At 69.4% G+C, this 20,609-nt stretch carries 17 protein-coding genes and 1 pseudogene; 9 read left to right on the top strand and 9 right to left on the bottom strand.

What is annotated here, in order from left to right:
* Window positions 1-17 precede the first annotated feature (17 nt).
* Window positions 18-1,055: an alpha/beta hydrolase family esterase gene (locus OOT46_RS24100; RefSeq protein ID WP_265406177.1), complete on the bottom strand. Its 1,038-nt coding sequence runs from the start codon at window positions 1,053-1,055 to the stop codon at window positions 18-20.
* Between the two features lie 242 nt (window positions 1,056-1,297).
* Between OOT46_RS24100 and OOT46_RS24095 the strand changes: the two genes are divergently transcribed.
* Window positions 1,298-3,076: a L,D-transpeptidase family protein gene (locus OOT46_RS24095; RefSeq protein WP_265406176.1), complete on the top strand. Its 1,779-nt coding sequence runs from the start codon at window positions 1,298-1,300 to the stop codon at window positions 3,074-3,076.
* A 159-nt stretch (window positions 3,077-3,235) separates the two neighbouring features.
* Entirely contained in the window at window positions 3,236-3,661 is a 426-nt protein-coding gene (locus tag OOT46_RS24090; RefSeq protein WP_265406175.1) for a hypothetical protein, read from the top strand.
* A gap of 95 nt (window positions 3,662-3,756) precedes the next feature.
* Here OOT46_RS24090 and OOT46_RS24085 read toward each other — a convergent pair whose 3' ends face one another.
* Complete coding sequence (locus tag OOT46_RS24085) at window positions 3,757-4,602, bottom strand: AraC family transcriptional regulator (RefSeq protein ID WP_265406174.1); 846 nt, start codon at window positions 4,600-4,602, stop codon at window positions 3,757-3,759.
* Window positions 4,603-4,731: 129 nt separating this feature from the next.
* Between OOT46_RS24085 and OOT46_RS24080 the strand changes: the two genes are divergently transcribed.
* Window positions 4,732-5,661 (top strand): alpha/beta fold hydrolase, encoded by a 930-nt coding sequence (locus OOT46_RS24080; protein ID WP_265406173.1) that lies wholly within the window; start codon window positions 4,732-4,734, stop codon window positions 5,659-5,661.
* Between the two features lie 46 nt (window positions 5,662-5,707).
* Here OOT46_RS24080 and OOT46_RS24075 read toward each other — a convergent pair whose 3' ends face one another.
* A complete protein-coding gene (locus OOT46_RS24075; protein WP_265406172.1) occupies window positions 5,708-6,736 on the bottom strand; it encodes a heparin lyase I family protein in 1,029 nt (342 codons plus the stop codon).
* 212 nt (window positions 6,737-6,948) lie between these two features.
* Here OOT46_RS24075 and OOT46_RS24070 point away from each other — a divergent pair, with 212 nt between their 5' ends.
* Both OOT46_RS24070 and OOT46_RS24065 read left to right on the top strand, forming a co-directional pair.
* Entirely contained in the window at window positions 6,949-7,266 is a 318-nt protein-coding gene (locus OOT46_RS24070) for a hypothetical protein (RefSeq protein WP_265406171.1), read from the top strand.
* Between the two features lie 323 nt (window positions 7,267-7,589).
* Window positions 7,590-8,498 (top strand): DUF4253 domain-containing protein, encoded by a 909-nt coding sequence (locus OOT46_RS24065; protein WP_265406170.1) that lies wholly within the window; start codon window positions 7,590-7,592, stop codon window positions 8,496-8,498.
* A 258-nt stretch (window positions 8,499-8,756) separates the two neighbouring features.
* Here OOT46_RS24065 and OOT46_RS24060 read toward each other — a convergent pair whose 3' ends face one another.
* Entirely contained in the window at window positions 8,757-9,944 is a 1,188-nt protein-coding gene (locus OOT46_RS24060) for a calcium-binding protein (protein ID WP_265406169.1), read from the bottom strand.
* A 426-nt stretch (window positions 9,945-10,370) separates the two neighbouring features.
* On the opposite strand from OOT46_RS24060, the gene OOT46_RS24055 reads away from it, so the two are divergent.
* Both OOT46_RS24055 and OOT46_RS24050 read left to right on the top strand, forming a co-directional pair.
* Complete coding sequence (locus OOT46_RS24055) at window positions 10,371-11,195, top strand: universal stress protein (RefSeq protein ID WP_265406168.1); 825 nt, start codon at window positions 10,371-10,373, stop codon at window positions 11,193-11,195.
* Between the two features lie 53 nt (window positions 11,196-11,248).
* Entirely contained in the window at window positions 11,249-12,085 is an 837-nt protein-coding gene (locus OOT46_RS24050; RefSeq protein WP_265406167.1) for a universal stress protein, read from the top strand.
* On the opposite strand, the gene OOT46_RS24045 is transcribed toward OOT46_RS24050, so the two are convergent.
* Entirely contained in the window at window positions 12,079-14,739 is a 2,661-nt protein-coding gene (locus tag OOT46_RS24045; protein WP_265406166.1) for a cation-translocating P-type ATPase, read from the bottom strand. The two genes, OOT46_RS24050 and OOT46_RS24045, sit on opposite strands and share 7 nt — an antisense overlap.
* A 282-nt stretch (window positions 14,740-15,021) precedes the next feature.
* Between OOT46_RS24045 and OOT46_RS24040 the strand changes: the two genes are divergently transcribed.
* Complete coding sequence (locus OOT46_RS24040; protein WP_265406165.1) at window positions 15,022-15,867, top strand: universal stress protein; 846 nt, start codon at window positions 15,022-15,024, stop codon at window positions 15,865-15,867.
* Between the two features lie 12 nt (window positions 15,868-15,879).
* A complete protein-coding gene (locus OOT46_RS24035) occupies window positions 15,880-18,564 on the top strand; it encodes a bifunctional acetate--CoA ligase family protein/GNAT family N-acetyltransferase (RefSeq protein ID WP_265406164.1) in 2,685 nt (894 codons plus the stop codon).
* Window positions 18,565-18,595: 31 nt separating this feature from the next.
* On the opposite strand, the gene OOT46_RS24030 is transcribed toward OOT46_RS24035, so the two are convergent.
* The 4 genes and pseudogenes from OOT46_RS24030 to OOT46_RS24015 all read right to left on the bottom strand — a co-directional run.
* Entirely contained in the window at window positions 18,596-19,285 is a 690-nt protein-coding gene (locus tag OOT46_RS24030) for a tetratricopeptide repeat protein (RefSeq protein ID WP_265406163.1), read from the bottom strand.
* The gene (locus tag OOT46_RS24025; protein ID WP_265406162.1) at window positions 19,282-19,689 is read right to left on the bottom strand and encodes a cytochrome c-type biogenesis protein CcmH; all 408 of its coding nucleotides are present in this window, start codon (window positions 19,687-19,689) and stop codon (window positions 19,282-19,284) included. Before OOT46_RS24025 ends, OOT46_RS24030 begins: the two co-directional genes overlap by 4 nt.
* Entirely contained in the window at window positions 19,686-20,210 is a 525-nt protein-coding gene (locus OOT46_RS24020) for a DsbE family thiol:disulfide interchange protein (protein ID WP_265406161.1), read from the bottom strand. The genes OOT46_RS24025 and OOT46_RS24020 overlap by 4 nt, the downstream gene beginning before the upstream one ends.
* A pseudogene (locus tag OOT46_RS24015) lies at window positions 20,207-20,422 on the bottom strand (cytochrome c-type biogenesis CcmF C-terminal domain-containing protein); the annotation flags it as partial. The pseudogene OOT46_RS24015 and the gene OOT46_RS24020, both read right to left, overlap by 4 nt.
* Window positions 20,423-20,609: the final 187 nt, after the last annotated feature.

The following is a 20,609-nucleotide window of genomic DNA, read 5'->3' as shown; positions in this document are numbered from 1 at the left end:
GCCGGCTTCCTCGGCGCTCAGCGGCGCTTGAAGAAGTCCCACATCACGTCGTTGGCCGAGATGGCCTGCGACGCCGGCTCGTGGCGGGTTTTCTGGGCACCGGGCCAGGAATGACCGCCGGTCTCGGTGACGCACAGCTGGACCTGCGCCCGCCCCTGGCACGGCGCATACAGCTCGCAGTAGGCGCCCGGCTTCTGGAGGACACGACGCGGCGCGGTGTGGCAGCCGTTCAATCCCACCCATTTGGCGACCGTGTCGGGCACCGACGTGAAGTGGGTCACCTGGGATTCGTCGTACGGACCGCCCGGTCCGGCGCCGCCGTTGAACAGCACATTGGGGTCGTTCAAGGCATGGATGTGCAGGACGGCGACCGGATGTTGCGGCGCGCAGCGGCGCGTGTTGTCGGTGCCGGCCACCGCGGCGATCGCCTTGAACACGTCCGACATCTCGCAGGCCAGCCGGTAGGACATCAGCCCGCCGTTGGACATGCCCGTGGCATAGATGCGCTCGCGGTCGATGTTCATCTGGCGGGTGAGCCTGGCGACCATCTTGCGGATGAAACCGACGTCGTCGGCCCCGTCGTCGCGTGCCGCACCACAGCACTCCCCGGCGTTCCAGGTCGCCAGGCCGCCGTTCCTCCGCTTGCTGTAGCCGTTGGGAAAGACCGCGACGAAACCTTCCTGCTCCGACTTGGTGATGAGGCCGTAGCGCTCGTCGTCGGCCTGGTAGTCCATGTTGCCGCCGCCGCCGTGCAAGGCGACCAACATCGGGGCCGGCACCGCCGGGTTGTAGCTAGCCGGGACGTGCACACGGTACTTCCGCTCCAGGCCGTCGTGCCGGAGCGTGAAGCTGTGGTCGCCCGGCGTCGTGATCGCGAGCTGGGCCTCGGCCTCTGCCTCGGCCCCGAGATCGCGGCCGGCCGCCTGGAGTTGTCGCTGGGCCGAGCGCTCCTTCAGCCGCTGTCGCAGCGGCCCGTCCTGGGCGGCGCCGAGAGACGACACGAAGGCCAGGCTGCAGGTGAACAGGACGAGGGCGAAGTGGGTGAGCCGTTTCATGGGTTTCCTTGTCTGCGAGAGGTCGGCACCGGCGGGCGCCAAGCCGCCGACCGCTGGCAGCGACTGTAGACAAGCTTCCTGGAAATTGTGTGGAAGGCAGCCGCGGCCCCCGCGCCGCAGACCCACCGGCGCCCTGCGTTCAGCGAGCGCCCACCCCGCCCCGAGCGCTTGCGCCAGATCAAGGCGCGAAGCGGCGACACGCCGAGAATCGCGGCAGCCCCCGCAGCCCCAAGGACACCTTCATGAAGGATCGCAGCCCGGCGTTTCCCCGCACACCGGCCCCGCCGTCGAGGCGGTGGATCGGCCGGCGCGCGTTCGCAGCTCGCGGCCTGCTGTTCGTCGCCCTGGTCACGGCCCTCGTGCCGGCATCGGGGCATCCCTCTGCCGCGACCGCAGGCTCGGCGCCGGCCACGACGGCCTGGGCCGAGGGCCCCGGCGAGGCGCTGCGGCAGCGGCTGCAGTCGAGCCCGCCACCCCTGGATGCAACACCCGGCGAACACGAGGAACTGCAGCGGCTCTACCGGCCCGACGGCTATCGCCTGCGCTGGCTCGACGCGTCCGGCCGCCCCAGCCTCGAGGCCAGCGAGGCCCTCGCGCTGCTCGGTGCCGCCCGATCCGAAGGCCTAGCCCCCGAGGACTACCACGCCGAAGCCCTGGGCCGGGGCACCGAGAACCTGATGACCGCACCCGCACCCGACCGACTGGCCACCTGGGATCTCGAGCTGAGCCTCGGCATGCTGCGTTACCTGCGCCACCTGCACTTTGGCCGGGTGGCCGCGAAGTCGCTCGGATTCCGCCTGCCCTCACGCGATCACGAACACGACTTCGCGGCTTTGCTCGACACCGCCTTGCGGGAGCGGCGCCTCGGCGCCGCCGTGGCCGGCATGGCGCCGCCCTTGTGGCAGTACCGCCAGCTGCGAAGCGTGCTGGCGCACTACCGCACGATCGTCGCCGAGGCTGCCGACGAAAGCTTGCCGTCCTCGCCACCGGTGCGGCCGGGCGATCGCTATGCCGACGCGGCGGTGCTGCAGCGGCGCCTGCGCCTGCTCGGCGACCTCGCGCCCACACCGTCCGAAGGCCCGCCGACGCAGGTCTACGAGCCGACACTCGTCGAGGCGGTGAAGCGCTTCCAGGCCCGTCACGGCCTGGCGACCGACGGCGTGCTGGGTCGGACGACGCAGGCCGCCCTCAACGTGCCGCTCGCCACGCGGGTGCGCCAGATCGAGCTCGCGCTGGAACGGCTGCGCTGGCTGCCGCACCTCGGCGCTCGTCCCTTCATCGCGGTGAACATCCCGATGTTCCGGCTCTGGGCCTCGCCATCCCCGGCGACGAGCGAACCGCCGCCGCTGGAAATGGGCGTCATCGTCGGGCGCGCGCTGAAGACGCAGACCCCGATCTTCACCGAGGAGATGCGCTATCTGATCTTCCGGCCCTACTGGAACGTGCCCGCTTCGATCCTGCGCCAGGAGATCCTGCCCGCCCTGCAGCGCGACCCGGCCTATCTGGCGCGCCATCAGATGGAACTGGTCGCCGGCAGCGGCGACACCGCGCCGGCGGTGGAGACGACGCCCGAGCATCTGGCCCTGCTCCGCCAGGGCCGCTTGCGGGTGCGCCAGCGCCCGGGGCCGGCCAACTCGCTGGGCCTGGTCAAGTTCATCTTTCCGAACGACCACAACGTTTACCTGCACGGCACCCCGGCGCAGGGACTGTTTGCCCGCGACCGGCGCGACTTCAGCCATGGCTGCATCCGGCTGGAAGACCCGGTGCGCCTGGCCGAGTGGGTGTTGCGCGACGAAACCGGCGCCTGGACGCGCGAGCGCATCCGGGCCGCCATGACGGGATCGGCCTCGCTGCGGGTGGACCTGAAGCAGCCGGTGCCGGTGATCGTCTACTACGTCACCGCCATCATCGACCCCAAGGACGGCAGGCCGCATTTCGCCGACGACCTCTACGGCCACGACCGCCGGCTCGAGCGTCTGATGTCGCGGTCGCTTGGCGTCCCTGTGCCTCGAGCTCGCTAGCGGGAGCAGCCCTTCGGCCTGGCAATCCGCCTGCTGCGCGAGCTGACCGCAACGGTTTGACAGATCGAGCAGACCCCGGCGGCCCGCGAAGCAGCCGGACGGACGGCAAGATGTACCATTCGCGCCGGCAACTGTTTGCTGAAACCATGTCTGCACAAAATGGCTAAAAAAATTGATCGCGCTCGTATCGAGGCTGGCCGCGTGGAGCTGCCGAAGAAACTCGGCTTCCTCATCGCCGACAAGGTGGAGTTCAACACCGTCACCGACAAAGACGGTGAGTGGACGGTCGAGATGTCGGCCGGAGCGCTCCAGAAACTGGTGAAGTCCCGGAGCGAATTGAAGGCCTTGAAAGCCGAGAGCAAGAAGGCAGCGGCCCTGCAGGCACGCGAAGTCGACGCCGAGAAGCTCGCCCACGAGGAAACGCGCCAGGCCCTGGCCAAGGCCGAGCGCCGCATCGCCACGCTGGAGAAAAAGCTGGCGACCCCAGGTGAAGGTGCTGCAGCCCCGAAGGTCGCCGCTACGCCGAAAGCCAAGAAAAACGCCGCCAAGACGAAGTCCCAGGCTGGGCCAGAAGCCGCAGCTTGACCGGACTTTTTTCGACCGCTTGCTGCGGCCCTGCCTGGCCGGGCCGCAGCAAGCGGTGAGAGGGACGATCGCGGTGGAAACGCCGTGAGCGGTTCTCACCCTCTTGCCGGGCTTGCCGCAGCTTCCATCTTTCGCCAGTCTCTCGGCCCCATCCCGGTCTGCGCGCGGAAAGCCCTCGACAAGGCCGCCTCACTGCCATAGCCAACCTCTGCGGCGATCAGCTTCAGCGACTGGCCTTGGCGCAACCGTTTCTGGGCCAATCCGATACGCCAGCACTGCAGGTAGTTGCCTGGGGTACATCCCAGGGTATCGCGGAAGGCGTTGGCGAAGACGGTGCGCGACATGCCGGCCTCCCCGGCCAACTCCGCCAGTGACCAGTCGCGCTGAGGCGATTCGTGCATCGCGACCAGTGCACGGCGCAATCGCTCATGCGCCAAGCCGGCCAGCATGCCCGCCTGGACCTGCCCCTGCTGCATCAGCTCACGCAGGATCTGGATGAGCACAACCTCGAACAGCCGGTTGAGCATGGCCTGGCGGCCGCAGTGTTTCGCCTCGGCCTCGGCAAACAGCAGCTGAAGCACCAGCTCGCAGCTCTGCAGTTGCTCAAGGGGCAGGCAGACAAAAGGCGGCAAGGCCGCGGCGATCGGATGGGCCGTTCCTCCTTCCCACTGCACATGGGCGCAAACGAAGTCGGCGCCGCGCTGCCTGTCGGTGATGAAGCGATGGGCCATCGGTCGCGGGTACAGCAGCAGGCTGGGTCGTGTGATGTGCACGGCCTTGCGCGCACCGTGACGCACCTCGACCTGACCGTGCCGGACCAGGTGCAACTGTCCGAAGGGCTCGCTCGCGTCCAGCGTGTTGATGCCACAAAGCGCGCCAGCATGGAAGGTACGGGCACTGACAGCGAAGTGGTCCAGCAGTGCGGCCAATCGATCCACCATATGACGAACTCCTGATCAAGTATTCGGTACGGAAGGAGTCATATCGTACGGGATCCCCAGGCAAAGTTCGTTCTGCCGACCGGCACCTCGCACTACACCGTAACCCTCAGATCGAACCGGAGCATCCACATGCACACCCTCTCCAAGCTTCTCGTCGCTTCGACCCTCGCCCTGGCCGCCTTGGCCTCCCAGGCGCAGGCTGCCGCGGGTAGCACCACCGCCATCGCCTCGAGCTACATCGCGGCCAACGACGGCACACCGCTGTACTACAAGGACTGGGGTCCGAAGGACGGCCGGGTGGTCGTCTTCAGCCACGGCTGGCCGCTCAACGCGGACAGTTGGGAAGCCCAGATGATGTTCCTGGCCGATCAGGGCTACCGCGTGATCGCCCACGACCGCCGTGGTCACGGGCGCTCGGGGCAGCCCTGGACCGGCAACACCATGGACCAGTACGCCGACGATCTGGCGGCCGTCATCGAAGCACTGAAGCTGAAGAACGCGACCCTGGTGGGCTTCTCCACCGGCGGCGGCGAAGTGGCCCGCTACATCGGCCGCCACGGGACCCGGCGGGTGGCCAAGGTGGTGTTGGTGGGCGCGGTGACGCCGATCATGGTCAAGACGTCAGCCAACCCCGACGGCGTGCCGATGGACGTCTTCGATGGTTTGCGCACGGACTCGCTGAACAACCGGGCCCAGCTTTACAAGAACATCGCCAGTGGTCCCTTCTTCGGCTACAACCGGCCCGGGACAAAGCCGTCCGAGGGCCTGATCGATTCGTTCTGGCGCCAAGGCATGCTCGCCGGCCACAAGGCTACCTATGACTCCATCAAGGCGTTCTCGGAGACCAATTTCGTCGAGGACCTGAAAAAGTTCGACGTGCCGACGCTGGTCATCCACGGTGACGACGACCAGATCGTGCCGATCCAGACGACGGCCCGCGCGACTGTCAAGCTGGTCAAGAACGCCCGGCTGATCGAGTACGCCGGGGGGCCGCACGGCATCACCGACACTCACAAGGATCGTTTGAACAAGGATCTGCTGGAGTTCATCAAGAAATAAGCGGCAACGCCCCGGACCGGGGCGTTGCCGCTGTGCCGGACGGCCGCTACTTCGTGCAGTTGTCCTGGCCCTTGGCGATGCAGAAGCGATCGAAGCGCAGCGATTCGTCGCGCAGCGCCTCGCGATCGTCCAGGCTGCGGTAGAGGCCCCATTTCGGCCGCACGAAAGTCGCGCCATCGCGCCACATGTCGAGCCTGGCGCTGTGGCGCCAGAGCACCTTGCCGTCGGCGAGATTGCGAAGCGACAACGAGTAGCTGCCCTGGCTCCCGTAGGTGATGCGTTCGTAGGCGTCGATCCAGCGGCCCTTGAACTGCTCAAGCGGCACATGGGCGAGCACCTTTCTTTCACCCTTTGAATCAACGTGGATCAGCTGCAGTTGCTCGGGGCGGCCGGCGCGTGGCGTCAGCGTGATGATGGGCGAACCATCGTCGCCATCGACCGCCTTGATCTGGTGAATGTGAGTGAAGCTCCTCGAAGGCTGAAAGTGCTTGTCGAGCTTGAAGCGCCAGCGGTAGGTGAGCGTGTCACCGTTGAAGCCCTTCAGATAGTCGTCCGAGGGGCTGTAGACCTTGATCTCGTTGCGCTGCCGGTCGGCGTTGGTGCAGCGGTCGTCGTCGGGATCGACGTGCAAGGTGAAGACAAACGCGGCCTTGCCGAGTTCATGGTCGAAGGCCTGGGTGATGTGGGGCCCGAAGCCGGGGTGGGCGCAATCGGGCGTCTCCGACGCATGGCCGCCCAGCGCACGGTCGATCAAGGTATAGGTATCGGTCCTGCCATCGGCGATCAGGCGACGCACGCGGGCGTTGGCGGCCGCAAGCTCCTCACGGCTCCCGCCATCGGCCGCCGTTGCCGTGTCCTCGTCGTCGCCATGGACCTCGGTATCGGCCGTTCGGGCGGCGTCATCGATCTCGGGGTTGCTGCCGGCCTCGTCACTGTCACGACTGGCTTCGGCACTGGAGCTGCCCTGCGCCGCGTGAGCCGCGGTCGAGCCGTCGTCGGCGCCGCCTCCGCAGGCTGCCAGCGCCACGGCGCAGGCCACCTCGAGCAGGTACAAGGGGATGCGGCTCCTCGTCATCGTGTCAGCCCTCGCTAGCGTTCATGGTGTGGCGGCACTTTAGCGACCCCCTTGCCTCGCTCCGGTGACGGCGTGTGATCACGGTAAGAGCCTGGTACGCATGCGCCGGCCGGGAGCCGGACGTCTTCGCGGTGGTGGCTCGGCAACCGCCGGAGCGTGAGCCTCGGCTTTCGGACACATGCCTTACGGCGCCTTTCTCACCCTGAACCGTCATGAAGCTGCTCTTCGACGGCCTGTTCCACACCAGCTACAGCCAAGGCTACCTATGCCTGGGCGAAACTTACGACATCACCGAAGACTGGCGCAAAGACCAGGTCAACGGATTGCTGGGCGCGGCCTTTCCGACTTTCCTCTATTTGGTCTTCGGCCTTCACACCGGGGATGTCCGGCTGACGATCCGGCTGTGCGACTCCGAGCCCAAGCGCGAAGCTTTCTGGGAAGAGGCTGTGGAGGTTTCATTCCCATTCGCTGCTGCACTTGACTGCGGCTCACCGATTTCAATCGACCATCGACCAGAGAGTTCACTGTGAAGCCCCAAGGCCACATCACCGATCGCTCGCTGCCCCTGCTGGGCCGGTGCACGTTCGTGCGTGCGGGCTTCCAAGGGTCGGTTTTTTGCGAGTCCCAGTCCTCGAACGGGATGAATGGACAGTACCTGGTCATGAGCCAGACTATTCAGCAGCTCAGCGGCACACGAGCTGCAGCCCATAGCCCGCTGAGCTGTTATTCCACCCAGGTGTCGAATGACACAAACAGAGGCACCATATTGGTTCACATTCTAAGTATTGCGACTTGAAGTCCAGGCGGCACCGCCGCCCAAAAATCAATCAATTCCGAGGGAGGGATATCGAGAATGAAGCGGTCTTCTGCTGCCGTTCGACGCTTGCTTCGCGGCACCCCATTGCAGGATTCGCTGGTGCGCCTGCGCTGGCTTTCGGCATGGGAGGAGCCGGCCTATCTGATCAAGGTCCGTGTCGAGCATGCCGACGCCTATTGGCGCATGCTCCGGGAGCGAGCCGAGGCCGTCGGCTGGTACGCCCTCATGATGCCCGACGACAATGTGGACTACCTCTTCGACCCGGGCCGTCCGCCCCACCGGCGCGAAAAGGCCGACCGGAACGATCCGGACCCCCTGCCCGACCCCGAGCTCCACCAAGGGCCCATGGCGCCCCGAGCCTCGCACGACGGTCTTCTCGGCTGGCTGGACCTCCCGCTGGAGCGGGATGGACATGTGCTGGGCAAGACACTGCGCCGCTTCGGAGCCTGCCCTTCGGTGGACGAAGTGCGGGCATTGCGGGACAACGGTGTGCTGCGCAATGACGCCGACCTGGAGCGCTGGCTGCTCCATTGGGAATGCCGCCGCTTCGGCGCGGCCGCGACCGAGCCCGGCCCGGTCTGGCACATGGACTGGGGGATGTTCGACAGGGACAAGACCTGTACCGCCGCCCTGCTGCCGTTCCCCGCCTCGTGGCACACCTTCGCCCACATGGGGTGGTACGGTCTCACCGAGGACCGCGAGGAAAAGATCTGCGCGATGCGGCGGTGGGAAGCACGATACGGGGCCCGCATCAAGTATGCGGGCAATACGACGCTCCAGGTGGACGTTCAGCGTCGACCTGAGACGCTCGACGAGGCCTTCGATCTGGCCCTCGAGCATTCCGCCTTTGCATGGTGCACCCTGGTGCTGCCCGGCATATCGCTGCGCGATCACGCACGCGCATTGTTCGCCCTCGATCACTGGCACTTTCACGACCGGCCCTGAAGGGCGCAGCGCTGCTGCAGCCCGGGTCCGTTCACGTCTGGTGCACATAACTGCCCGGCGCGTCGCCCAGCAGCCCGCCCCCGGCATCGCCGCGCGCGAGATCTTCCAGCGGCACTCGCGGTGCGGACTGCCCGGCCAGCCACTGCCGCTCGGCTGTGTCGATGAGGGCCGATGGTCGCGCAGCGCTGCCTGCGGCGGCTTGATCTGCCTCATGCAGTCAGGGGCAGGCCACCGTGCGGGCTGCCTGTCGCCGAGCGATCACGCGCCGTAGACGAAGTCCGTCGCCACCAGCGTCGAGGCGGCCGGTGCCCCGAAGTCGGCCAGCTGGATGGCGTCGCCGCCGACTCCCGAGGTCGGGTTGTACCAGACCAGTCCGTCTGCCGTGTTGACGTAAATGCCGCTCGCGTCCGCCGCCGCGTTGCCATTGAAGCCGGCGCCCTTGAAGAAGGAGGCGCCCGCCAGCGGGTTGCTGTCGAGGGCGCCGCCGACGAAACTCAGCCCGAGGATCCCGGGGCTGACGGCCTCGCCCAGGGTGGCGTCGAGCGAGTCGGCCAGCACCACAGTGTCGTCCGCGGTGTTGAAGTCGACGACGGACTCGGCATTGGCGCCGCCTCCCTCGGTGAAGACGAAGCGGTCCAGACCACTGCCGCCGGTGAGGAAGTCGTTGCCCGTGCCGCCGCTCAGCACATCGGCGCCGTTGCCGCCGTCGAGCCGGTCATTGCCGCCATTGCCCTGGAGCTGGTCAGCCCCGTTGTTGCCGATGAGGATGTCGGCATCCGCCCCGCCCGAGAGGATGTCGGCCCCCGCGCCACCGTCGAGCATGTCGTTGCCGGCGTTGCCGTCCAGCGTGTCCGCGCCGTCCCCGCCGCCGAGCGCGTCGTCGCCGGCGCCACCGTTGAGCGTGTCGGCTTCCATGCCGCCCATCAGCAGGTCGTTGCCGGCACCGCCGTTGAGGTCGTCGGGGCCGTTGCCGCCGTCCAGGCGGTCGTTGCCGGCGCCGCCGCTGAGGGTGTCCACGCCCATGCCGCCGTTCAGGTTGTCATCACCGGCGCCGCCGTCCAGCGTGTCGTCGCCGTTGCCGCCGTTCAGGATGTCGTTGCCGGCGCCACCCGACAGCGAGTTGTCGTTGTCGTTGCCGGTGATCAGGTTGTCGAGCGCGTTGCCGATGCCCGTGACGGCCTCCAGCGGCGCGCTGTTGTCCAGCGTCAGGTTCTCGACGTTGGCGCCCAGTGTGTAGCTGGCCAGGCGCGACACCACCGTGTCCACGCCCTCGCCGGCGTTCTCGATCACGGTGTCGCCGGCCGAGTTGACGTTGTAGGTGTCGTTGTTGATGCCGCCCTGCATCGTGTCCTCGCCAGCGGACCAGTTGGCATTGAGCGTGGAGGTAGCGTCCGCCGTGTTGTCGACGAGATTGTCGTTGCCCGGGGTCCCGTTGATGATCGCCATGCGTTTATCTCCTGTTGAGTTGCCGTCAGGGCCCACCGGCGGCGCAGGCCGCGAGTGGGGCGGCGCCGCGCCGGTCCTCGGCCTCGCGTTTCGGTTCAGGGTCGGCCGCTGCGCGCATGCACATCGGAAGGCCGAGGGCAATCGGCACATGCCACGAGCGCAGCCTAGGTGCGCCGCGGAGATGCGTCCGGCCATTGTGTAAGGGACGACAACACCGTTCACGCCGGCCGGGGCGCGAGGCAGACAGGAAGCGGTCTCGCCTTGATCCGGCACAAGGCCATGCCGCCAGCGGCTGGAAAGACTGGCATTCCCGAGCGCACCGGACCAGACTGAACGGTGCCCCTCATCACCCCCATCACCCTCCGCGCCTGACGCGGCCGTCACGCCGGCAGCCCCGCGTGGACTCGTTCGAACCAGGAGAACGCCATGAGCTACAAGACCCTCCTCGTGCACCTCGACGACACGCCCCGATGCGCGACCCGCGTCCGCATCGCAGCGGCCCTGGCGGCGCTGCACGGCAGCCACCTGGTCGGGCTGGCGCCCACCGGCCTGGTCAACCTGCCGGCCGAAGTGGGCTGGGCCGTGCTGGGCGACCTGCAGGAGGAGTTGCGGCGATCCGCCACGCAGCTGGCCGACGGGTTCGCACACCAGGCGGGCAGCAGCGGCCTCGTCTCCTTCGAGGCCTCGGTCCTGGAGGACGAGCCGCTGCCCGCGGTGGTGATGAGGGCCCGCTGCAGCGACCTGGTCGTGCTCGGGCAGACCGACCCCGACGCGGACCGGCCACTGGTCGCCCGCGACTTTCCGCAGCAAGTGCTGCTGCAGGCCGGTCGACCGGTACTTCTTGTGCCGAGGAGGGGCGATTTCGAGACCCCGGGCCAGCGCGTGCTGCTCGCCTGGAGCCCGGGCCGCGAGACGGCACGTGCGGTCTCGGACGCCCTGCCTTTCCTGCAACGGGCCCGCCAGGTCCATCTCGTGCTGATCGATACCAGCCGCGCGCCCGACGGCGCGCCGCGACACCAGCTGGGGTGGGTCCGAGCCTGGCTGCGAGGCCACGGCGTGGCGACCGAGGCCGAAGTGATCCCCAGCCAGACCGACCCGGGCCTGGTGCTGCTGGCCGAAGCGGCCAAGCGCAGGGCCGACCTGCTGGTGATGGGTGGCTATGGGCACAGCCGCGCGGCGGAGTTTGTTTTCGGCGGTACCACCCGCACGGTCTTGTCCCAGATGGATCTGCCGGTACTGATGTCCCACTGAGTCGGCCGGCCCGGCCGCCGCCCCTTCCCCGAACTCCCTCACCGGAAGCGATCATGGACTACAGAAGCATCCTCGTGCACCTGGACGGCTCGGCGCGATGCGACGAGCGCGTGGCCGTGGCGACCAGCCTGGCACGCACCTATGGCAGCCACCTGCTCGGACTGGCCCCGACCGGATGGATGGACGTGCCGGGATCGATCGGCGCCTCGCTCGGCGGCCCGGACCACCTCCAGCTGTCGATCGAATGCCTGGAAAGGAATGCTCAGGCGCTGGCTGACAGCTTTTTGCTTCGTCTGCGAGGCGCGGGTTTGCCCTCCTATGCCGCCCGCGTGTACCATGGCGACCCCTTGCCCGGCATGGTGCAACAGGCGCGCTCCTGCGACCTCACCGTCATCGGGCAGACCGACCGCGAAGCCCGCGACACTGCCGTGCAGCCGGACTTTCCCGAGCGCCTGATCCTGCAGGCGGGGCGGCCGGTGCTGGTGCTGCCCCGCCGGGGCAGCTTCGCGGGCCTGGGCCAGAAGGTGCTGGTGGCCTGGAACGGCAGCCGCGAGGCCGCCCGTGCCCTGTGCGACGCCCTGCCCCTGCTGCGCCGCGCCGGCGAGGTCCACCTGCAGTACTTCGACTCGCCCAGCGGCACCGAACTGCTCGGGTCGCGACTGGACGACAGCTGCGCCTGGCTCGCCCGCCAGGGCGTGGCGGCACAGGGCCACATCGACGTGACCAACATCGACGCCGGAGAAGCCCTGCTGTCCAAGGCGGCACACCAGGGCGCCGACCTGATCGTGATGGGCGCCTACGGCCATACGCGACTCTCGGAGTTCCTGCTGGGCGGCGTCACCCGAACGCTGCTGGCGCAGATGACGGTGCCGGTGCTGATGTCTCATTGAACCGGTGCGAGGCGGGCGGCCCGCCCGCGCGCCCGCCTCCAGGCTTTCTCGGCTTCGACCGCGAGGAACACGACAGCCGCACAAGCCAGGCAGACGCCGAGTTCGGCGAGGCTCAGTGCCTCGGTGTGGAATATCCCCTGCAGGGGCGGCACGTAGACCGTGGCCAGCTGCATGACCAAGCTCAGCAGCACCGCCCCCGCCAGGGGCCTGTTGCTCAGCAGGCCGAGCGACAGCAGCGACTGCGTTTCGGAGCGGATCGCCAGCACGTGCGCCAGCTGCGACAACGTCAGCACCATGAACACCAGGGTCTGCCCCTGCGTTCCACCCTCGCGCACTGCCCAGGCCTGGACCGCCAGACACAGGCCGGCGATCAACAGCCCGATCCACACGGCGTGCTGCCACAGGCCATGGGCGAACAGGCTTTCGTCCGGGGGCCGCGGCGGCCGCTGCATGACCCCGGGCTCGGGCGGCTCGGCGGCGAGCGCAAGTCCCGGCAGCCCGTCGGTGACCAGGTTCACCCACAGGATATGGATGGGCAGCAGCGGCATCGGCAGCCCGAGCAGCGGCGCCAGGAACAGCGTCCAGATCTCGCCCGAGTTGCCGCTCAGCGCGTAGCGGATGAACTTGCGGATGTTGTCGAAGATGCGACGGCCTTCCCGCACCGCGGCGACGATGCTCGCAAAGTTGTCGTCCAGCAGCACCAGGCTGGCCGCCTCGCGTGCCACGTCCGTCCCGCCCTGCCCCATGGCCACGCCAATGTCTGCGCGCTTGAGCGCCGGTGCGTCGTTGACACCGTCTCCGGTCATGGCGACATAGTGGCCGCGCCGCTGCAGGGCCTCCACGATGCGGATCTTCTGCAGCGGGTCGACACGCGCGTAAACCGGCACCGATCCGACAACGCCTTCGAGCTGCGTTTCGTCGAGCTGGGCGAGCTCCGCGCCTGTCATCACGCGGTCCTCGCCGGGGCCGGCAATGCCCAGCTCGCGCGCGATCGCGAGCGCCGTGGCCGGATGGTCGCCGGTGATCATCACCGGTCGTATCCCCGCGCTCTTGCACTCGGCCACCGCGGCAAACGCCTGCGGACGCGGCGGATCGACGAGGGCAACCAGCCCGAGCAGCTGCAGCCCCACCTCGACCTGGTCGGCCGTCAGGTCGTCCGGCCGCCGCTCCCAAGACCGGCAGGCGACCGCGAGCACGCGCATGCCACGCGCTGCGAACGCCTGGGCCTGCGCCAGCACCGCAGCACGCTCGAGTGGCCGCCCGGCCGGCGCCGCCTCCACGTCGCACAGCGGCAGCACCGACTCGGGCGCTCCCTTGGTCACGACCGTCCAGCCCTCGCCCGCCGGGTGCAGCGTGCTCATGCGCTTGCGCTCCGAATCGAACGGCCACTCGTGGCGCCGCGGGTGCGTGTGCAGCAGCGCGGCGCCATCGACGCCGGCGCCCAGCGCACCTTCTGCCAGCGCGATTTCGGTGGGATCTCCGGCCCAGGCGCCGGCTGCGTCGCGCTGCGCATCGTTGCACAGCAGGCAGGCTTGCCACAGGCGCTGCTCGGCGGCCCGCCCCGGGACGCCGGCGACGTGGTGAGCGGCCACCTGCATCCGGTTCTGTGTCAGCGTGCCGGTCTTGTCGGAACAGATGGTGGTGACCGAGCCCAAGGTCTCCACCGAGGGCAGCCGGCGCACCAGTGCCTGCACCCGCACCATGCGGCGGGCGCCGAGCGCCAGCAGCACGGTCACGACCGCGGGCAGCGCTTCCGGGATGGCGGCGACCGCCAGGCTGATGGCCGTCAGCCCCATCAGCATCCAGGGCTCGCCGCGCAGCAGGCCGAGGGCGAAGATGAGGCCGCAGACGGCCAGCACGACCAGCGACAGACGGCGGCCGAAGGCGGCCAGCCGCCGTTGCAGCGGGGTGCTGCGCTCGGTCTGCGTGTCCAGCAGGCCCGCCACCTTCCCCAGTTCGGTCCGGGGGCCCGTCGCGACCACCAGGCCGCTGGCACGCCCGTGCGCGACCAGCGTGCCCTTGTAGGCCATGTTGAGCCGGTCGCCGAGCGCCTGCGCCTCCTCGCCGAGCGGCGCAGCCTGCTTCTCGACCGGCATCGATTCCCCGGTCAGCGTCGACTCGTCGACGCGCAGTTGGGCGACCTGGTGCAGCCGCAGGTCGGCCGGCACCACACGGCCCGCTTCGAGCAGCACCACATCGCCCGGGACCAGCTGGTCGGCCGGGATCTCCGCATGGCGGCCCTCACGCCGCACCATCGCCATCGGCGCTGCCAGCCGCTGGAGCGCCTGCAGCGCGCGGTCGGCGCGCCACTCCTGGCTCAAGCCCATCAGGGCGTTGAGGATCACGATCACCAGGATGGCCACCGTGTCGGACCAGTCACCGATCCACCCCGACACACCGGCCGCGACGAGCAGGACCAGCGTCATGAAATCGCCGAACTGGTCCAGCAGCCGGCGCAGCAGGCCCCGTGGAGGCGCCTCGGGCAGCCTGTTGTCCCCGTGCCGGGCGCGGCGGCACTGCACCTCGTCGGCGGAGAGACCCGTCTCGGGGTCGACGCCCAGCGCGTGGGCCACCACTGCAGCCGTTTGCAGATGGGAGCGCTCGGGCCGTGCCGCCCGGTCGGTCGCTGGGTTTTCTGGGAAGGGGGCGAGCATCGGGGTGAACTCCCTGGCAGTGGCATGGCGGTTGGAAAGTGCGTCGCTGCGCAGGACCGCGCAAGCCGCTCGTGAGGTGCCGTTCGATCACGACGGCCTCGGAATTGAGCCGGATCAAGCCCGCGGCCTCCTTGACCCAGAACAATGAATCGACCAAACCTTCTCTTTTGTACCCGCTGCCCCCGGGTCACCGGCCATCGGGGATTGCCGGCTTCACCGCCGACGCGGGCAAGGCCGAACAGGCCGCTCCAACAGGCCGCTCCGCCAGCCAAGGAAATCGCCATGAGCTATCGAACCATACTCGTCTATCTCGACGACGATGCCCGCACCCGCACCCGGATCGGGGTGGCCGCCGCACTGGCGCGTGCCCACCAGAGCCACCTGATCGGTTTGGCGCCCAGTGGACGTTCCGAGATTCCCGGCAGCCCCTGGCCGCCAGTCGCGGGCCCCGAGTTCCAGCACTTCAGCCTCGAGGCCCTGATCGAACGCGCTCGGCGGGTCGCAGGGGACTGCGCGCAACAGGCCAAAGAGCTCGAGGTCCCATCCTTCGACACCCACGTCGATGCCCAGGATCCCACCCCCTCGATGATCCAGCACGCGGCCTGCGCCGACCTGCTGGTCATCGGCCAGGCGGACCACCGGGCACCGACGCCAGCCGTGCCCTGGGCGTTTCCTCAACATGTCATCCTCTGCAGCGGACGCCCCGTGCTGCTCGTTCCGATCAAGGGCGAGTTCCCGGTGGTCGGCTCACGTGTGCTGGTGGCGTGGAACGGCAGCCGGGAAGCGACCCGCGCGATCTTCGACGCCCTGCCGCTGCTGCGCGCCGCGTCGGCCGTGCAGGTGGTGGTGTTCGACGAAGAGGACCTCGACCACGGCCCGTCCTGCCCTCGACCTCAGCCGGAGCACCTGCTGGGCTGGCTCGCCCGGCACAGCGTCATTGCCGGACTGTCCCGCGAGCCGCACCGCGGCAGGCTAGGCCGTCAGCTGCTGCATAAGGTGTCGGAACAAGGCGCGGACCTGCTGGTGATGGGCTGCTACGGGCACTCGCGTCTTACCGAGCTGGTGTTGGGTGGCGCCACCCGTGCAGTCCTGGCGGACATGCAGGTGCCGGTGCTGATGTCACATTGACAGGAGAAGCGCGTGACCCTCCGACATCTCGACCGACTGCTGGACCCTGCCTCGGTGGCCGTGTTCGGCGCCTCCGACCGTCCCGGCAGCGTCGGCGCCACGGTGTGGCGCAATCTGCGCAGCGGCGGCTTCGCCGGGCCGCTGTTCGCCGTCAACCTGCGCCATGCGACGCTTGACGGACAACCGGTCTACCGGCATGCCACCGACCTCCCGCGGGTCCCCGACCTGGCCGTCGTCTGCACGCCACCGCAGACCGTGCCGAAGCTCGTCGCCGAGCTTGGCACCCTCGGCACCCGGGCGGTCATCATCGTCACCGCCGGGCTGGACGCCGCCCAGAAACAGGCCGCGCTTGCCGCCGCCCGGCCGCACCTGGTGCGGCTGCTGGGACCCAACTGCATCGGCCTGCTCACCCCGCGAGCCGGTCTGAACGCCAGCTTCGCGCACACCGGCGCGCTGCCGGGCGGGCTCGCCTTCGTGACGCAGTCGGGCGCCCTGCTGACCGCGGTGCTCGACTGGGCCGGCAGCCGCCGCATCGGCTTCTCGCACCTGGTATCGCTCGGCGAGCACTGCGACGTCGACTTCGGGGACCTGCTCGACCACCTCGCCAGCGACCCGCACACGCGCTCCATCCTCCTTTACATCGAATCGATCGAGTCGCCGCGCAAGTTCATGTCGGCCGCCCGCGCGGCGGCCCGCAACAAGCCCGTCATCGTCGTCAAGGCTGGCCGTGCCGGCCACGGCGTGCGCGCGGCCGCCTCCCATACCGGCGCGCTGGCCGGCTCGGACCTGGTCTTCGACGCGGCGATCCGCCGCGCCGGCATGCTGCGCGTGGACACCCTGCAGGAACTCTTCAGCGCCGCCGAGACGCTGGCCCGCTTCCGCGACAACCGCGCCGAGACGCTCACCATCATGAGCAACGGCGGAGGCGCCGGGGTGATGGCGGCCGATGCGGCGGCGCTGGCCGGCGTGCCGCTGCAGGATCCCGGTCCGGACCTGCTGCGGCGCCTCGACGAGGTGCTGCCGTCGAACTGGTCACGCGGCAACCCGGTCGACATCATCGGCGACGCACCCGTCGAGCGTTATGTCGCCACGCTGTCCGCCCTGCTCGACGATCCCCAGGCCGGCGCTGTGCTGTTCCTGCATGCGCCGACGGCCATCGTGCCGAGCAGCGCGATTGCGCAAGCCTGCCTGCCGCTCATCGAGGCGACGCCGTCGCGCGTGATGAGCTGCTGGCTCGGCGACACGGCGGTCGCGACGGCCCGGCACAATTTCGTGTCCGCCGGTGTTCCGGACTACCCGACCCCCGAGGACGCGGTGCGCGCCTTTGGCCTGCTGCGCACCTACCGGCACAACCAGGACACGCTGCTGCAGGCGCCGGCCGCCAGCGAGAGCCCGCCGCCGGACGTGGCGGCCGCGCGCGCCATCTTCGCGTCGGCCGAGGCGCGCGGCCGCGAATGGCTCACCGCGCAGGAGGCCAAGCAGGTGCTCTCGGCCTACGGCGTGCCGGTGGTCCCGACGCTGGCCGTGGCCGCTTCGGCCGAGGCAGCGGTGCAGGCGGCGCGCTCGGTCGGTTTTCCGGTGGCGCTCAAGATCCTCTCGCCCGAGATCACCCACAAGTCCGACGTCGGCGGCGTGCGCCTGGACCTGCGCGACGAGCCCAGCCTGGCGCATGCGGCCGACGAGATGCTGACCAGGGTGCAGGCACTGCGCCACGGCGCTCGCATCGAGGGCTTCACGGTGCAGCCCATGGTTCAGCGCCCGCATGCCGTCGAGCTGATCGTCGGCGCCAGCATCGATCCGGTCTTCGGCCCCGTCATCCTGTGCGGCCAGGGCGGCACCGCCGTCGAGGTCAACGCGGACCGCGCCATCGCCCTGCCGCCCTTGAATCGCAACCTCGCGGCCGAAGTGCTGTCTCGCACCCGCGTGGCGCGTCTGCTGGCCGGCTACCGCGACCATCCTCCCGCCCGGCTTGACGCCCTCTACGACGTGCTGATCGCGGTGTCCCAGATGCTCGCGGACTTGCCTCGGCTCGCCGAACTCGACATCAACCCGCTGTGCGTGGACGAGACCGGCGTGCTGGGTCTCGACGCGCGCATCCGGATCGCGCCCCAGGCGGTGGCCGGCGCCGACCGCTTTGCCATCCGACCCTACCCCGGCGAATGGGCGCAGGAGACGACCTGGCAGGGACAGCCGCTGCTGCTGCGGCCGGTGCGTCCCGAGGACGGGGCACAGCACCGTCGCTTCCTGGAGCGTCTGGAGCCGGAGGACATCCGTCTGCGCATCTTCCAGACCCGCAGCGAATTGCCGCCCAGCGAACTGGCGCGCCTGACGCAGATCGACTACGAACGCGAAATGGCCTTCATCGCGGTGCGCCAGGACGCCTCGGGGCAGCCGGAAACCCTCGGGGTCGCGCGCAGTGTGCGCGACCCCGACAACAGCGAGGCCGAGTTCGCCCTCATCGTCCGCTCCGATCTCAAGGGCCAGGGCCTGGGCCGCCTGCTGCTGGAGCACCTGCTGCGCTATACCCGGGCGCAAGGCACCCCCCGGCTGGTCGGCGACGTGCTGAGCGAGAACACCGCGATGCTGGGGTTGGCGCGACGTGCCGGCTTCGAGATCGTCACCTCGCAGCCGCCCTCCGGGGTCGTGAGGCTCGAACTGCAGCTCGCGCAGGCCGCCGCGGCCGCAGAGCGCCCGTGACTGCCCAACCTCCCTGCCCGGGCGTGGCCTGCTACTCGCGGTCCTGACCCAGCAAGGCGCGCGCTTGCGCGATCCCTCGACGGGCCACCGAGGCCGCTTCGGAGTCGGCCGGCTGGCTCGCCAGCAGGCGCTCCCAATGGACCGTGGCCTGCGCGAAACGCTGCTGCCGGAACTCGGCGATGGCCAGCAGCGCGAGGCTCTTGGCATGGTGGGGGTCGGCACGCAGCGCGCGTTCGACCAGCTCGCGCGGCTCCCCTTCAAGGCTGCCGCCCTGGGCGGTCGCCAGCACATCGGCCAGGTCGGCGAGCAGCTGCGGCTCCTCGGGCGCGAGCCCGAGGGCCCGGCGGTAGGCTGCGGCCGCATCGCTCCAGCGCTCCATGGCCTGATAGGAGCGTGCCAGCATGAACCAGCCCTCGAGATTCTGTGGCTGCACCTCCAGGCGACGGGCCAGTGTTTCGACGGCGCCGGCCATGTCGGTCTCGCCAAGGCGGTGCACCGGTGGCTGGGCGGCGGCTTCCAGCGTGCGGGGCGCGCCCAGCTGCAGGTAGAGCCAGGACACCGCCACCGGAACCCCGGCCGCGAGCGCCCAGCCGGCCCGCCGGAGGCGACCGGCCGACGCCTCAGTCGCGCCTCGCGAGGCGAGCGGCCACCACAAGGCCAGCACCACCAGCAGCGTCAAGCCGCCCGCCAGGCTCCAAAACATGGCCAGGGCAGCGCTCACGGCTGGTCTTCCGACGCCGGGGTCGAAGCCCCGGTCGAGGCCTGCGCGAGCTGGCACCGCCCCCGCGCCCGCCATGCAAGCACACCCGCCGCACCGACCAGCATCGCGAAAGGTGCCGCCCACAGGACGACGGTATGGGTTTGCAGCGGCGGGTCGTAGAGCACGAACTCGCCATACCGGCTCACCATGAAGTCCCGCACCTGCTGGTCGGTGCGCCCTGCGGCCAGCTGGCGGCGGATCTCCTCGCGCAGGTCCGCCGCCAGCTCGGCATTGGAGTCGGCCAGGCTCTGGTTCTGGCATACCGGGCAACGCAGTTCGGCGGCCAGGGTCTGCAGCCGGGTTTCGTGCTGCGCTGCCGCGGCGCAGGCCCAGGTGAGGAGCAAAAGACAAAGCCGCCGTTTCATGATTTCAGCCGCTCCAGCAGCGGCAGCAGCTCGCGCTCCACCCGCTCCCGCGTCAGGGGCCCGGCGTGCCGGTAGCGCACCACCCCGCTGCGATCGATGACGAAGGTCTCGGGCACCCCGTAGACGCCGAAATCCATGCCGATGCGCCCGTCGGCATCCACCACCGAACGCCGGTAGGGATCGCCCGAGCCGGCGACCCAGGCCCGGGCCGCCGCCGGCGCGTCCTTGTAGTTCAGCCCGTAGAGCGGGACCTGGCGGCGCGCCAGATCGAGCAGCGTGGCGTGCTCCTCGCGGCAGGCAACGCACCAGGACGCCCAGACGTTCAGCACCCAGGGCCCGCCGCGCAAAGCCTCGCTCGACAGCGTTTCGCCCGGGGCGGCGAGCACCGGCGCGACGAAAGACGGCGCCGGGCGTCCCAGCAACGCCGAAGGCAGGCTGCGCGGGTCCTGGCGCAGGCCCTGCGCGAACAGCAGCAGCAGCGCGGCCAGCACCAGCAAGGGCAAGGCGTAGCGCCACCTCATGACGGGTCTCCCGGAGCAGCCAGCAGCACCGGCGCGGCGCGGCGATTGGGCTCCCGCGCGCGGTAGCGGCGGTCGCAGGCGGCCAGCACGGCGCCGACACTCATCAGCACGAAGCCGCCCCAGACCCACAGGATCATGGGCTTGTACTGCAGCCGCAGCCCCCAGGCACGCGGCCCCACCGGCTCGCCCATCGCGACATAGATGTCGCGCCAGGCGAGCTGGCGATCGCCGGCACCGACACCGTCATGTCCTGCGCCCGGTAGCGCCGGCTCTCGGGCTTCAGGACGCGAGCACCTCGCCGCCGTGCATCAGCGTCAGGTCGCGCCCGTGCTCCCCGTGTGTGAGCCTGGAGGACTCGACGGCATCGAGCCTGACGCGTAGGCGCGACCGTGCGCCACT

It is taken from the genome of Aquabacterium sp. A7-Y (genome assembly GCF_026153205.1).
Classification (GTDB): domain Bacteria; phylum Pseudomonadota; class Gammaproteobacteria; order Burkholderiales; family Burkholderiaceae_C; genus Caldimonas.
Note: the sequence above shows the minus strand (reverse complement) of the source record. Positions and strands in the feature narration are given on the sequence as shown.